This is a genomic window from Bradyrhizobium sp. AZCC 1588, assembly GCF_036924735.1.
Taxonomy (GTDB): Bacteria; Pseudomonadota; Alphaproteobacteria; order Rhizobiales; family Xanthobacteraceae; genus Bradyrhizobium.
Genome location: NZ_JAZHSC010000001.1, coordinates 818,583 through 831,930, shown reverse-complemented (window position 1 = coordinate 831,930; position 13,348 = coordinate 818,583). Strand labels below are relative to the sequence as shown.

The 13,348-nt window shown below is 60.9% G+C and carries 12 protein-coding genes; 3 read left to right on the top strand and 9 right to left on the bottom strand.

Translation table 11 applies throughout. From position 1 onward, the window contains the following. Positions 1 to 666 (top strand): hypothetical protein, encoded by a 666-nt coding sequence (locus tag V1277_RS04015; RefSeq protein WP_334374146.1) that lies wholly within the window; start codon positions 1 to 3, stop codon positions 664 to 666. A 4-nt stretch (positions 667 to 670) separates the two neighbouring features. Here V1277_RS04015 and V1277_RS04010 read toward each other — a convergent pair whose 3' ends face one another. The 6 genes from V1277_RS04010 to V1277_RS03985 form a co-directional block, all read right to left on the bottom strand. Next, complete coding sequence (locus V1277_RS04010; RefSeq protein ID WP_334415086.1) at positions 671 to 1,984, bottom strand: aminotransferase class III-fold pyridoxal phosphate-dependent enzyme; 1,314 nt, start codon at positions 1,982 to 1,984, stop codon at positions 671 to 673. A 164-nt stretch (positions 1,985 to 2,148) separates the two neighbouring features. Further along, positions 2,149 to 3,384 (bottom strand): glycosyltransferase family 4 protein, encoded by a 1,236-nt coding sequence (locus tag V1277_RS04005; protein ID WP_334415085.1) that lies wholly within the window; start codon positions 3,382 to 3,384, stop codon positions 2,149 to 2,151. Beyond that, on the bottom strand, positions 3,363 to 3,533 hold the full coding sequence (locus V1277_RS04000) for a hypothetical protein (protein ID WP_334415084.1): 171 nt from the start codon (positions 3,531 to 3,533) through the stop codon (positions 3,363 to 3,365). The genes V1277_RS04005 and V1277_RS04000 overlap by 22 nt, the downstream gene beginning before the upstream one ends. Continuing rightward, positions 3,514 to 4,590 (bottom strand): GDP-mannose 4,6-dehydratase, encoded by a 1,077-nt coding sequence (gmd, locus tag V1277_RS03995; RefSeq protein WP_334415083.1) that lies wholly within the window; start codon positions 4,588 to 4,590, stop codon positions 3,514 to 3,516. Before gmd ends, V1277_RS04000 begins: the two co-directional genes overlap by 20 nt. A 1,073-nt stretch (positions 4,591 to 5,663) precedes the next feature. Further along, positions 5,664 to 6,164 (bottom strand): D-glycero-alpha-D-manno-heptose-1,7-bisphosphate 7-phosphatase, encoded by a 501-nt coding sequence (locus tag V1277_RS03990; RefSeq protein ID WP_334374151.1) that lies wholly within the window; start codon positions 6,162 to 6,164, stop codon positions 5,664 to 5,666. 125 nt (positions 6,165 to 6,289) lie between these two features. Beyond that, positions 6,290 to 7,165 carry an NAD-dependent epimerase/dehydratase family protein gene (locus V1277_RS03985; RefSeq protein ID WP_334415082.1) on the bottom strand — a complete coding sequence of 292 codons (876 nt, stop codon included), beginning with the start codon at positions 7,163 to 7,165 and terminating at the stop codon, positions 6,290 to 6,292. A 785-nt stretch (positions 7,166 to 7,950) separates the two neighbouring features. On the opposite strand from V1277_RS03985, the gene V1277_RS03980 reads away from it, so the two are divergent. Further along, positions 7,951 to 8,373, top strand: coding sequence for a hypothetical protein (locus V1277_RS03980; protein WP_334374153.1), 423 nt, complete (start codon positions 7,951 to 7,953; stop codon positions 8,371 to 8,373). A gap of 99 nt (positions 8,374 to 8,472) precedes the next feature. Here the strand turns inward: V1277_RS03980 and V1277_RS03975 are convergent, their stop codons facing one another. After that, positions 8,473 to 9,699 (bottom strand): phenylacetate--CoA ligase family protein, encoded by a 1,227-nt coding sequence (locus V1277_RS03975; protein ID WP_334415081.1) that lies wholly within the window; start codon positions 9,697 to 9,699, stop codon positions 8,473 to 8,475. Between the two features lie 89 nt (positions 9,700 to 9,788). Between V1277_RS03975 and V1277_RS03970 the strand changes: the two genes are divergently transcribed. After that, positions 9,789 to 10,949 (top strand): AGE family epimerase/isomerase, encoded by a 1,161-nt coding sequence (locus V1277_RS03970; RefSeq protein ID WP_334415080.1) that lies wholly within the window; start codon positions 9,789 to 9,791, stop codon positions 10,947 to 10,949. A 98-nt stretch (positions 10,950 to 11,047) separates the two neighbouring features. On the opposite strand, the gene V1277_RS03965 is transcribed toward V1277_RS03970, so the two are convergent. Then, positions 11,048 to 11,890, bottom strand: coding sequence for an ABC transporter ATP-binding protein (locus V1277_RS03965; protein ID WP_028351617.1), 843 nt, complete (start codon positions 11,888 to 11,890; stop codon positions 11,048 to 11,050). Positions 11,891 to 12,040: 150 nt separating this feature from the next. Further along, entirely contained in the window at positions 12,041 to 13,321 is a 1,281-nt protein-coding gene (locus tag V1277_RS03960; protein WP_334415079.1) for an ABC transporter substrate-binding protein, read from the bottom strand. Between the last annotated feature and the right edge of the window lie 27 nt (positions 13,322 to 13,348).

The window sequence follows — 13,348 nt, the reverse complement described above, 5'->3', positions numbered from 1 at the left end:
GTGCAGCTCTCGCTTCAGCGCAATGACCTCGCCATCTACGTGCGGAAACAGTTCGAGAATCTGTTTCCAGATGGTGCCGATCTTCGCGACCTGCCGAAATTCGTGGATCTCGCGCTCGGGCGGATCGAGTACTGCTTCTCGCGCGTGAGGCTCAAGGGCTTCTTTGTCAATGGCGAGGCGCGGTTCTCGCATTGGCACTCCGACCAGTATGCGATCTTCCTCTACTACCTCGCAAACACCGTGTTTCGCGAGCGACCGGGCCATCCTATCGCCGACAAAGCCTACGCGCTCAACAAAGCCTTGCACGCGCTGGACGCATTCTACGAGGTGGAGTTGCCCGACATATTCGCGGTCCAGCATCCGGTCGGCACCGTGCTCGGCCGTGCCAGCTATTCGGATTATTTCATCTGCTACCACAACTGCACGGTCGGCGCGAATCTCGAGAACGACTACCCGTCGTTCGGTTGTGGCATCGTGATGTATGGCGGTAGCCGCGTGATTGGTAAGACAGACGTCGGCGACAACACCTTCTTATCCACTGGTGCAATCATCATCGATGGCGGCCCGCTCGCCGCCGACAGCGTGCTGCACGGCATCTATCCGAAGGCCGCGCGCTCGCCGACGTCGCGCAATGTGAGGCGCGAGATTTTCGGTGTGGGCGCCTGATCGATCAGGTTAGCCGCTTGAACCCGGAATGGGCGACCGGGCCGCGCAGCAATTGCTTGACGGCCTTCTGGTCCACTGCGGTGCGCAGCTCGCGGAACACCTCGTTCACGGTTTCCAGATAGCGATCGACATGGGCATCGGTATGCGCCCACATCGCATAGAACGAGCCGGTGGCAAGGATGCCGCGGTCGAGCATCATCTGCGTGAACAATGTGCGCACCTCCTGCGCGTCAGGCAGATCGAAGGCGAAATGCCCGAGCGGCGAGATACCGGAGACGTGCACCGGCAGGTCGGTTGCCCGCGCCGCATGGGTCCAGCCCTCCTGGATGCGGGTGCCGATGCGCATCAAATGTCTGGCGACATTCTGCTCGCGATGCTTGCGCAAGGTGGCAAGTGCTGCAACCGGGCCGACGCGCTCGGTCCACGCGGTCGAGCTGACAAATGTCTCCTGCGCCGCGTCCATCGACGACGCGCGGCCGACGATCGCTGCCATCGGATACCCGTTGGCAATGGCCTTTGCGAACACCGCGATATCAGGGTCGACGCCATAGGCGAGATGCGCGCCGCCGGAATTGATGCGAAAGCCCGACGTCACCTCGTCGAAGATCAGCACTGCGCCGCAGCGGTCGGCGAGCGCTCGTATACCCTTGATGAAGGCGGGTTCAGGCTCGCTAGAACGCACCGGCTCCATCACGATCGCTGCGAGCCGCTCGGCGTGAGCGGCAACGATCGCCTCGATCTCGTCGAGCTTGTTGAAGTGGAACGGATGCATCAACCCGGCGAGGCCGCGCGGCACGCCTTTGGTGTCGAGGCCCGGCAGCAGGTGGCCGTCGAGCGCCGTGGTCTCGCCGAGATTGGCGCTGAGATACCAATCATGCCAGCCGTGATAGCCGCAGAATGCCACCATGTCGCGGCCGGTGGCCGCGCGCGCGATGCGGATCGCGATCGCCATCGCTTCGCCGCCGGCGCGGCCAAAGCGGACCATATCCGCCCAGGGATGCAGCTCGACCAGGAGTTCGGCGAGCTCGATATCCTCGGCGCAATTGAGCGTCGACATCGAGCCCATGTCGATCGCGGTCTTCACCGCGGCGTCGACGTCGGGATCGGCAAAGCCCAGGATGGTGGCGCCGATGCCGCAATAGCTCATGTCGAGATAGGTCCTGCCGTCGAGGTCGACAACTTCGGCGCCCTTGGCCGATTTGAAATAGGTCGGCCACTGCTCGGGCAGGAACATTTCGGGCCGTTTGGAGAGCAATTGCGTTCCGCCGGGCATGACCTTGCGCGCGCGCCGGTACAGCGTTTGGCCAGTGCTCGACATCGCATGTTTCTCCTGCAGGTAAAGCAGGCGGTGGATACCCCAAGCCCCCCGGTCAGGCAAGGTGCCGTGGCTGGTTCACCGCTCGCAATCGAATTGCATAAGGGGGCGCGTCACGGCACCGTCTGCCTTGACGAGCAATACGTGACTTCTGCGGCCAAAGGTCTTCAGGTCGTTGGATCGTTTCTGCGGTCCATCCTTGCCTGCCGGACCTCGTTGACGACGCGGCGATAAAGGGCAAGCGCAGCTTCTTCCCGGTATTTGTAGGCGACGCTGGCCGCTCGCATTCCTTTTTCGGTCGTCGCCTGACGATCTCGTGCAGCCTCCCGGATCGCCCGGGCAAGCTCGACCGGATCCTGGGGCGGCACGACCCATCCGATGGCCTGTTCACCGAGCGCCAGAGCTCCTTCGGAATTTGCCTCTGACGCGATAACGACCGGTCGGCCGACAGCCAAGAGATTGTAGAGACGGCTCGGGATCGACACGCCGGCGATATTTCGACGATAGGGTATCACCCAAAGATCCGCCGCGGACAGGAACTCGATGAGCTCATCCTCGGGGACCGGGCTCAGGATCGTGACGTTGGTAAGGCCTTCCTGCGCGTACAGGTCATTCAATTCCTTCCAGCCGACGCCCCATCCGGACAGGATGAAATGAATGTCGCTCTCTGACTGCAGAAGTTTTGCTGCTTCAAACACCGTTGCAGGAGAGTGGGTGAAGCCGAGGTTACCTGATAATCCAACGATGAATTTGGAAGCATCCGGAGCGCGGAAACGGCTGGATGGGTCGATCTCCCGATATCCGATTGGGATCAGAGGCCAATTGGGGATGATGTGAAGCTTGTCTGGTTTGACGCCTGGGTACTTCAGGATCAGGGGCGGCACATCCCGTCCGATGACGATGATGCCATCCAGGCTTCGAAACAGGAGCGTGTTGGCGAGGCGGATGAGCCGGGCCGCAAAGGACCTGGATTGGATCAGGCCGGCTGCTTCGAGCGCTTCGGGGTAGAGATCGTAGATGAGGAGCAGCGTCGCTGCACCGCGCAGTTTTGCAGCCAGAAGCACGGTGTACGGCAACGTAAAAGGAGACGTTACGCAGAAGACGATGTCGCTGGATGTTGCTCGCCTCAAGACCGAGAAGAACATCCGCGCGGCTAGCAGGCAAACCGCCGCCGCGCGTTGCACAAGTGCGGACTTGCGCGGACTCCAGTTTCTGATTTCGACAACGGTTGGATTGCTGCGCGGGTCCGCGCTGCGCGAATCCGGGTTGGCGGTGGCGGAAACAACGACAACCCGGTTGTCTGCCGCAAGCGTATCGGCGATCTTGCCCAGATACACCGCCGTCGTGCTCGTATCCGGAGGATAGAACTGAGTAGCGAGGATCAGCCTTGCAGAGCGGTGCATGTGTGAGGGCTGTCTGAGATGTGGAGCTCCGATAGTCGATCTGTCGACTGTTCCGCCCGGGTGTTGTTGGCAACGATGCCGCCGACCATGCCGCGGTGGCCGGCGACGTAGACCGCCTTGCCCGTCAGCTCAAACGGCAGGCTTGCCATTGGCGACCTCCCGCTTCGCTTCGTCGAGATCGTTCGCCACCATTTCCTTGACCATCTGGGCGAACGACGTCTTGGGCTTCCAGCCCAGTTTCTCGCGCGCCTTGCTGGCATCGCCGACCAGAAGATCGACTTCGGTGGGGCGGAAATAGACCGGATCGATGCGGACCACGGTCGTGCCGGACCTGGTGTCGACGCCGGTCTCGTCGACGCCCTGGCCGCGCCATTCGATCCGGCGGCCGACTTCGGCGAACGCCAGTTCGACGAATTCGCGCACCGAGCGGGTCTCGCCGGTCGCCAGCACGAAATCGTCGGGGGCATCGGCCTGCAGGATCCGGTGCATGCCCTCGATATAGTCCCGCGCATGGCCCCAGTCGCGCTTGGCTTCGAGGTTGCCGAGATAGAGCACCTCGTCGAGGCCAACCTCGATGCGGGCGACGCTGCGGGTGATCTTGCGGGTGACAAACGTCTCGCCGCGGATCGGGCTCTCATGGTTGAACAGGATGCCGTTCGAGGCAAACATGCCGTAGGCCTCGCGGTAGTTCACCGTGATCCAGTAGCCGTACAGCTTGGCGACGCCGTAAGGCGAGCGCGGGTAGAACGGCGTGGTCTCCTTCTGCGGCACCTCCTGGACCAGGCCGTAGAGTTCGGAGGTCGAGGCCTGGTAGAACCGCGTCTCCTTCTCCATGCCGAGGATGCGGATCGCCTCCAGCAGCCGCAGCACGCCGATGGCGTCGGCGTTGGCGGTGTATTCCGGGCTTTCGAAGCTGACCCCGACATGGCTCTGGGCGGCGAGGTTGTAGATCTCGGTCGGCCGGATCTGCTGCATCAGCCGGATCAGGTTGGTCGAGTCGGTCATGTCGCCGTAATGCAGCAGGAACGGCACCTTGCGGGAATGAGGGTCCTGGTACAGGTGATCGATCCGCGCCGTGTTGAACGAGGACGACCGCCGCTTGATGCCGTGGACTTCATAGCCGAGGCCGAGCAGATATTCGGCCAAGTAGGCGCCGTCCTGGCCGGTGACGCCGGTAATCAGCGCAACAGGCGATTTCCGTGTCATAGCTCCAACCTATACAAAGGTTCTGGAATATCCCGACGAGACGCGTGACGCGAATCATTGGCAAGCAGGCCAACAGCCTAAAGCTTGCCGGGCGCTTCCCGTGCTGGTTCGGTTGCCGTTCACGAGTTTATCCAAGCCGGCTTGGCCTCCTTAACCCAAAAAAGTTGGCAAATGCAAGCGAAGGACCCTGTTCATTCGGCCGTCGGCTTCGTCGTCTGCATTTCAGCGCCTATCAGGTTAGCTCAGTCTACATCGCCGAGCCGGGCACATCGACAGTCGACGTGCCAAACACAAACAGTTAGAGTAGAAGGATTCCGCATCTGCATGATGTTTCGTGATGCAGAGGCGTCCAGTTGTGTATCTCATGGACGCACACACTATTTTCGTTCTGTCGAAAGACGGCTTTTGCCAACACGAACCGGCTGCCATACGTTTTCACATTTGTGACCATTAGCCCCAGTGATCGTCTCACATAGGCTCATAAAGCTGTCCTGCGGTATCGCTGCAGTTTGCACCTATTTTGTTGCAGCACATTGGCTGCAGGTTACCTACGCGCCAGATCCAAACTTCGCTTTTGGTCCTGATGTTCCGGGTGTGAAGATCCGGCTCATGCCACCATTTGCGCAATTCGGAGGCTCGAAATTCGCAGTAGCGAAGGAGAGAAATAAGTTGTTCGACGAATTGGCCGACTCCGAAGATAACAAGGGCCGCTCCACCATCGAACTTTACGAGAATGACAGACGTCTTGGGCCGGCACACAGCGATCATTCGGACATCGCTAGGTTAGGTCGCGGCCGGTTTTCGCATTGGAGGAAGAATGGCACGACGGTATATTGGTCTTCAAGCGACAATACTGATCCAGCGACAAATGGTAGAGCTTACTGGGTGGTTGGACCCTCTCAATCTGAAAAACATTAGCACCATGCGCCAGATAATGTTGATGCTTTCACTGGCATCCCAACCTCCGGAGTCGATGCTTATCATCTCTGGCCGCTAGATACTTTGATTGGTGTTAGGCCTGCACCCATCCGATCTAGCACTCAGGGACGATGTGGACGAAGTATGCTAGGTCCTCATTCCAGGACCGACCTCAAGAAATGCTCGAGGTTATGGCTCGCAAACAGATACCCTTTTATTCCAGCCGCCCGTGCTGCTTCGAGATCGCTGGGCTTGTCGCCTATGAGAATGCTGCGACTGACATCCACCGGAAAGCGCTCCAACAGATCGTTGATCATGCCTGGAGCGGGCTTGCGTCGATGGCTTACTCGACGATACCGCTCTATCACGGCCTCGGGGTGATAAGGACAGAATTCGAATGCATCGACGTGTGCTCCAATTTTGGCCAAATCGTCCATCATCACCTTATGTAATGCTTCAACGTGAGTTTCCTCGTAGAAGCCTCTGGCTACGCCCGATTGATTTGTAACGACGAATACAAAGTAACCAGCATCATTGGCTGCCTTTATTGCTTCGCGTGCGCCATCAATCCACCTCAGCTTACTGATGTCGAACACATAACCGCTATCCTCGTTCAGTACTCCGTCCCGATCGAAGAAAACTGCTGGTCTCTTCATTTCGCTACCTTGAAGCCACGGACTGCTATCGGCCACAGCTAACTAGATTGCAATTCTAGCTCTTAATGGTGCAGGAGTTTTGCTGCGTAGCAGCTGTTAAGACCTTGTTGCGCAGCGCAATTCGCTTAGGATGGCTCCCAGCCGATCGCGAGTAGTTTGGTTGGAGGAGCCACCAGGGGCCGCCCGATCCGTTCCCAAACTGCGATCTGGCCTGTGGCCTTAAGCGCTACCCCAATCCAGCTTTCGGGTACTGGAATCAACCAAGGTGATCTGCCCGCGCCGACGCGGTAACGCGCGATGAGATCTGCGACCGTTACCGGTTCGGGATCCGATACGATAAAAGTTTCACGCTTCGCGCGGGGATTATTGAGCGCTAGCTCGACCGCCGAGCTGAAGTTTTGAATCGACAGGACGGACCTTTGCGCGGTCAGGGAACCGAACGGCAGCGGGATCGGAAGACGCGAAAGCCGGTGAATGACCGCGAAGTTTCCCTTTTCGCCATCACCATAAATCACGACGGGCCGCAAGATCGTGAATGAAATGCCCGCCGCGCGAATGGCCTGTTCCGCGGCGAACTTGGATCGTCCATACGCATTATGAGGCGTTGGAAAATCATCCTCGGTAAGCTCATGATCTGCATAAGAGCCGGACTGGGCGGCGATCGAAGAAACGAACACTAGGTGCTTTGTAGCGCCGCGGGATATCGCCTGCGCGAGCGCCGAGGTCGCACGATGATTGACGTGATCGTAAAGGCTATCATCGGCATATTTGTGCGCTACTCCGGCGAGATGTACTACGGTGTCGCATTGCGACAGGAGAGGCTGCCAGTCGAACAGCCTCGATATGTCCGGAAGAGAGACGGCGGCGATGTTTGGATTGTCAAAAGTAAATGTCGCTCTTGATGCCGCGATTACCCTGTACCCCCGCATGGCGAGGTGGCGAACGAGATGGCGTCCGACGAACCCGTCGGCGCCGGTCACGAGCACTCTGGGCTTTTCCATGTTGAGGCCATCCTGGCAGAAGGATGCCACCGCGCTATCTTGCGATCCGGCCGGCCCCGTAGCAGGCTCCTGTCGCGAGATCATTGGCCCGGTGACAGGCTTTGGCCAAATTTGCTGTTGCATGAAACCCGCATTTTAAGCTCTGGGCGACAAGCCTCAGGGAGCCAATATAGCCGCCCGAATCAGTTCTGGCCAACCAAGGGTTTAGCAAGGGAACTTCCAGCAAAGGCAAATTGATACCCGTGGAAGATATGGACTGCAGTTGTGATCCGCTTGCGGTTGACAACCTCGAATTTAGTTTAAGAGCGTGTCACGGTTCTGTCAAAAGCTCAAAATGCGACAACTGTCCTCCTCTGACAACGCGCCGGTACGGCACGGCAGCGGGGTCTGGCCCGGCGATTTCACCATGGCCGCACCATTAGCTTGAAGAGGTGAGCTCGGCGCGACGGCCGGCGCGTTGCAATTGGTCTTACGATTGTCCTCTCTCCATGCCCCGCTAGTAACGGCGGATGAATGGGCGAGCAACGTGATCAGATGAACGTGCACCATGACCTGTGCATCTCAATCGGTTCCATCGCGCCGGACCTCAAGCGCTTCGCTCGGATACTGTACTCGATCGCCTCCTTTGCTTCCTCAGGGACGAGTTTCTTGAGCCCAGCTTTGACAATCTCGTGATTCTGGTGCGTGTGTCCTGTCATTCGAGGAAACTATGATCTCCTCAAAGTGATGGACACGTCGATCCACTCGTGATAGTTGTATGAGGCCACCGATGGAACCCACGCGGCATGCAGGCCAGTGGTAAATTGAAATGGGTAGTAGCAATAGCCGGCATCATCGGCTATTTCGCGCTCGCCTCTTACTTCAAGTATTCCTACCCTCTTTCAGGAAAAGAGATTGCTGTCCTTCGCGGCTTCGAGCGATTGGGAGATTCGCCCCATGCCGTCGTCGCACATAGTTGGATTCCCACAGGCGCGCGCTTAGGCGAACCAGATTCCGAGGACGACAACGAGCGCTCTCGCGTCTTGATCTATGAAGACGACAAGCCGCTAGGCCCACCGCACAGCGTGCACGCAGATATTGCCAAGCTGGGCATGGGCCGTTTCTCACACTGGCGCGGTCAGGGTTTTGTGTTTTCCTCAAGCGACAACAGTGATCCGGCGACCAATGGTCGTTCATACCGAGCCGTCGTGCCGGAGACGACCGATTAGGCCGACTCCGAAAACGGAAAGCCCGCCAGCTCTCGCAGGCGAGCCGCTGCTCTACCATCGGCAGCGCCGTGACGTCGTCTGCGGCATCCTTGTAACAAATCAGGTCCGCTCGTCGGCGATCACCTTGCCGTCGTTCGGCAGCGCGCCTGCGCCAACCAGTTCGACATTGCCGCCGAGCTTCGTCACCGCGCGCAGCGTTGCCGCGAGTTCGACCTGTAGCGCCTCGCCGGGCGAAGCCGTTTCCGCCTGCAGCGTCATCAGATCGCTCTCGCCCGATCGCGTGACGACGAGGCGCAGCCGTCCGAGTTGCGGATGGCGCTTGGCGATCTCGGCGATCTGCTCGGGGCGGACGAACATGCCCTTGATCTTGGTGGTCTGGTCGGCGCGACCCATCCAGCCCTTGATGCGCATGTTGGTGCGCCCGCATGGGCTTGTTCCCGGCAGCGCCGCAGTAAGATCGCCGAGCGCGAGCCGGATCCAGGGATGCTGCGGATCGAGCGAGGTGACGACGATCTCGCCGACGTCGCCGGGTGCCACGGGATCGCCGGTGCCGGGACGCACGATCTCCATGATGATATCTTCGTTGACGACCATGCCCTCGCGCGCCGGCGTCTCGAACGCGACCATGCCGAGGTCGGCGGTGCCGAACGCCTGATAGGCGTCGATGCCGCGTGCCTTGACTTCGTCCTGCAGTGATTTCGGAAACGCCGCGCCGGAAACCAGCGCGCGCTTGATCGAGGAGACATCACGTCCGGCATTCGCGGCCGCGTCGAGCAGGATCTTGAGGAAATCAGGCGTGCCGCTATAGCCGACCGGGCGATAGGCCTCGATCAGTTCAAACTGCTGCTCGGTATTGCCGGGGCCGGCCGGAATCACCGCGCAGCCCAGCGCCCGCGCCGAGGCGTCGAAAATGAAGCCGCCCGGCGTCAGATGGTAGCTGAAGGTGTTGAGCACCACGTCGCCGGGCCGAAAGCCCGCCGCGAACAGCGCCCGCGCGCCACGCCATGGGTCGGCGTGAACGGGTTCGGGCTCGAAGATCGGTCCCGGCGAGGTAAACAGCCGTCCGAACGACCCAAGCGGCCCCGCCACAAACCCGCCGAAGGGCGGCGCGGCCTTGTGCAGGGCAGGGAGTTCCGATTTGCGCAGCACCGGCAACTCAGCAAGCGCGGCGCGGCTGGTCACGGAAGCGGGATCGATGCCTTTCAAGCGCTCGGCATAGGCCGGCGCGGCGAGCGCCTTGCGCAGGACGTCCGGAAGCTTTGAAAACAGGTCCGCCTCGCGTATGCCCGGCTCGCGCGTTTCAAGGGCGTCGTAGTGGTCGGTCATGGCTGATGCCTCAGGTGAGGGCCGATTGCGTGCCGCCTCTGACGTGCTATCAGACGGCTTCCACCGGTGTTGATGTTCCAGGGAACGCAATGGCTGAAAGAGATACCGCTGCGGCGGCAGACACGCTGGATTCGGCCGATATCGTCGCCAAGCTGAAGCTTCGCATGATCGACCATTGCCTGCCGCTGTGGTCGACCGAAGGGTGGGACGACGTAACGGGCGGCTTCATTGATCGGCTCAATCCGGACGGCCGTGCAGACCGCCTGGCGCCGCGCCGGGTTCTCGTGCAGGCGCGCCAGATCTATTGCTTCGCCAAGGCGGCGCAGATGGGCTGGTATCCGCAGGGGCGCGCGATCGCGCTGAAGGGGCTGGAGCACCTGCTGGCGAAGGCGAAAGCCCCCGACGGCAAACCGGGCTTTGTGCATACGCTGAAGCCTGATGGGTCCGTGCTGGACCCGCTGCGCGATTCCTACGATCACGCTTTTGTCCTGCTCGCCCTTGCGACCGTCTATAGCCTCGATCGCGATGCGCAGATCCGCGCCGAGATCGACGGGCTGTGCCACTTCATCGAGACGCAACTGCGCTCGCCGCATGGCGGCGTTCACGAAGGATTGCCGGTATCGCTGCCGCGGCGGCAAAACCCGCAGATGCACCTGTTCGAGGCGATGATTGCCGCGTTCGACGCGACACATGACCTCGTGTTCCAGAACAGGGCCGGAAATTTCTTCAGCCTGTTTCTGGCCAACCTCTACGACAAGCAGCGGCAGGTGCTTGGCGAATATTTCGAGGAGGACTGGTCGAAGATCGAGCCGGTCAGTGTCGAGCCCGGACATCAGGCGGAATGGGCGTGGCTGCTGAAAGGCTTCGAGCGCATCACCGGCTGTCCGACCGGGCGCTATCGCGGCGAATTGCTGGCAACAGCCCTGCGCTATCGCGACGAGGCGACCGGCTGCCTGATCGACGAAGGCGACGCCCGCGGCAACATCAGGCGGCATACGCGCCGGCTGTGGCCGCAGACCGAAATCGCCAAGGCGTGGATCGCGCAAGCCGAGGCGGGGGAAGCGGGAGCGGCCGATGAAGCGCGCGCGGCGCTGGCGCGGCTCGAACGACACTATCTCAGCCATCCCGTCACGGGCGGCTGGCACGACCAATTCGACCGCGACGGCAACTCCCTGGTCGCCACCATTCCTGCGTCTTCGTTCTATCATGTCCTTTGTGCAGTCGCGGAAGCGGAGCAGGTGCTCGGCTAAGCATTTGATTCTTTTGTTTTGACGCGTTCTCTTCACGCGAACCGGTCTCCATCCCCGGATCAAGTCCGAGGACATGCTTCGCTCGAAAACGCTATGGCTCACAGCCACCGCTTTCGCCGCTTGAAGCTTTTGAGGTTCTTGAAACTCTTGCGCTGGTCGCCGGCGCCGCCGAGATAGAACTCCTTGACGTCCTCGTTGTCGCGCAACTCGTCAGCGGTGCCGTCGAGCACCACCTTGCCCTGTTCCATGATGTAGCCGTGGCTCGCGACCGACAGCGCCGCGCGCGCGTTCTGCTCCACCAGCAGGATGGTGACGCCGAGGTCGCGGTTGATCGCCTTGATGATCCCAAACACTTCCTTGACCAGGAGCGGCGACAGGCCCATCGATGGCTCGTCCATCAGGATCATCTTGGGGCGCGCCATCAGAGCGCGGCCGATCGCCAGCATCTGCTGTTCGCCGCCGGAGAGATAGCCGGCGAGCCCAGTGCGCTCTTTGAGCCGCGGGAAATATCTGAACACCATGTCGATATCGGCGGCGATCTCGTTGTCGGTGCGGGTGAACGCGCCGAGCTTCAGGTTTTCGATCGACGTCATGTCGGCGATGATGCGGCGGCCTTCCATCACCTGGAAGATGCCGCGGCGGACGATCTTGTCGGGATCGATGCCGTTGATGCGCTCGCCATCGAAGACGATTTCGCCGCGGATCACTTCGCCGTCCTCGGTTTTGAGCAGGCCCGAGATCGCCTTCAGCGTCGTCGACTTGCCGGCGCCGTTGGCGCCGAGCAGCGCCACGATCGCGCCCTTCGGCACTTCAAGGCTCAAGCCGCGCAACACCAGGATGACCTTATCGTAGACCACCTCGATGTTGTGGACGCTGAGCAGCGGGGCGGCGGCTTGCGCGGCAGTCTTCGCAGGACGATTGAGTTCGGTTGCTTCAGTCATGTTGACCTCTCGGTGTCGTCACCCGCGCAGGCGGGTGACCCAGTATTCCAGAGGCGTCTGCGATCGACCGAGACGCTGCGGCGTACTGGATCCCCCGCCTTCGCGGGGGATGACAGTTGAGTGTTGAGGCGCCTGTAGGCGCGCCTTGCCTTACCAGCCGAGCCAGTCGGGCTTGCGCGGCAGGTCGATCGTCTTCACCTTCTCCATCTTGATGCCGCCGTTCTTGACGAGCTCGTTGAGCGGGGCGTCGGTCGCACCTGCGACCTTCATGCGATACAGATCGACCTTGAGCGTGCCACGGTGGTCCTTCTCGGTGAAGGTCGAGGGGTTGCAGATGCCTTCGCCGCCGGCGGGCACCCAATCCTTCTTCTGGTAGAAGCCCTTCTTGACGTTCTCGCCGGTGGCGCCGCCGTTCTTGGCCGCCCATTCGACGGCTTCCTTCATGTAGAGCGCAGTGCAGACGCCGGCGAGGTAGTGCACGGGACGGTAGGCGGTACCGGCCGTGTCCGACATCTTGGAGATTTCCGTGAACGCCTTCATGCCGGGCGCGTTGCCGCCCCAGGCAATCGCGGTGCGCAGCGGAAACACCACGCCGTCGGCGGCAGCACCGGCAGCCTTGGCGGCGTTCTCATCCATGCCCCAGACGTTGCCGAGGAACTGAACGTCGACACCGGCGGCCTTGCAGGCGTTGAGCACGGAGATGTTGGAGCCCGCGGTATTGCCGAGATAGGCGTAATTGGCGCCCGAGCTCTTCAGCGTCAGGCACTGCGCGCTGTAGTCGCCGGGCGTCAATGCGAACACGATCGGTGGCAGCACTTCGAACCCGAGGTCGGTGGCAATCGCTTCACCTGCGGCCTTCGGCGCGTTCGGATAGGGGTGGTTGGCACCCATGTGGACGTATTTCGGCTTGCCGGACTTGCCCTTGGCTTTCCAGTCCTCGGCGGCCCAGGTCAGCATGCCGCGAAGTGCGTCCGAATAGCTCGGTCCATAGAAGAAGTTGTAGGGCGCGGGCTTGGCTTTGCCACCGGCGCCGGTCGGATCGGAGAGTGCTGCGGCATAGGATGCCGAGATATCCGGGATCTTGTCCTGGGCCAGGAAACCCGTCAGCGCTTCGGTGTCGGCGGTGCCCCAGCCGAGAATGGCGGCGACCTTGTCGGCGCCCGACCATTTCTTGTACTGGGCGATCGCGCGCGGCACCTGATAGCCGTAGTCGACGGTATCGAGGTTGACCTTGGCGCCGTTGATGCCGCCGCTCTTGTTGATCCATGCGTAGGTGTCGGCGACACCCTGTCCGAACGGCGTTCCGACGTCCGAAGTTGGTCCTGAATAGTCGGTGAGATGCCCCAGCGCGACCGGCGCCTGGGCCGATGCAGCGGTAGAACCCAACAGCAAAGCAAGCGAGGCTGTGCTCAACAGAGTCTTCATCGTCATGGACATAGTCCTCCCGGTTACTTCTCG

Coding starts and splice junctions, on each gene's coding strand:
- V1277_RS04010 (WP_334415086.1), bottom strand. CDS start 1,984: ATGTCGAGCACTGGCCAAACGCTGTACCGGCGCGCGCGCAAGGTCATG.
- V1277_RS04005 (WP_334415085.1), bottom strand. CDS start 3,384: ATGCACCGCTCTGCAAGGCTGATCCTCGCTACTCAGTTCTATCCTCCG.
- V1277_RS04000 (WP_334415084.1), bottom strand. CDS start 3,533: ATGGCAAGCCTGCCGTTTGAGCTGACGGGCAAGGCGGTCTACGTCGCC.
- gmd (WP_334415083.1), bottom strand. CDS start 4,590: ATGACACGGAAATCGCCTGTTGCGCTGATTACCGGCGTCACCGGCCAG.
- V1277_RS03990 (WP_334374151.1), bottom strand. CDS start 6,164: ATGAAGAGACCAGCAGTTTTCTTCGATCGGGACGGAGTACTGAACGAG.
- V1277_RS03985 (WP_334415082.1), bottom strand. CDS start 7,165: ATGGAAAAGCCCAGAGTGCTCGTGACCGGCGCCGACGGGTTCGTCGGA.
- V1277_RS03980 (WP_334374153.1), top strand. CDS start 7,951: ATGCAGGCCAGTGGTAAATTGAAATGGGTAGTAGCAATAGCCGGCATC.
- V1277_RS03975 (WP_334415081.1), bottom strand. CDS start 9,699: ATGACCGACCACTACGACGCCCTTGAAACGCGCGAGCCGGGCATACGC.
- V1277_RS03970 (WP_334415080.1), top strand. CDS start 9,789: ATGGCTGAAAGAGATACCGCTGCGGCGGCAGACACGCTGGATTCGGCC.
- V1277_RS03965 (WP_028351617.1), bottom strand. CDS start 11,890: ATGACTGAAGCAACCGAACTCAATCGTCCTGCGAAGACTGCCGCGCAA.
- V1277_RS03960 (WP_334415079.1), bottom strand. CDS start 13,321: ATGACGATGAAGACTCTGTTGAGCACAGCCTCGCTTGCTTTGCTGTTG.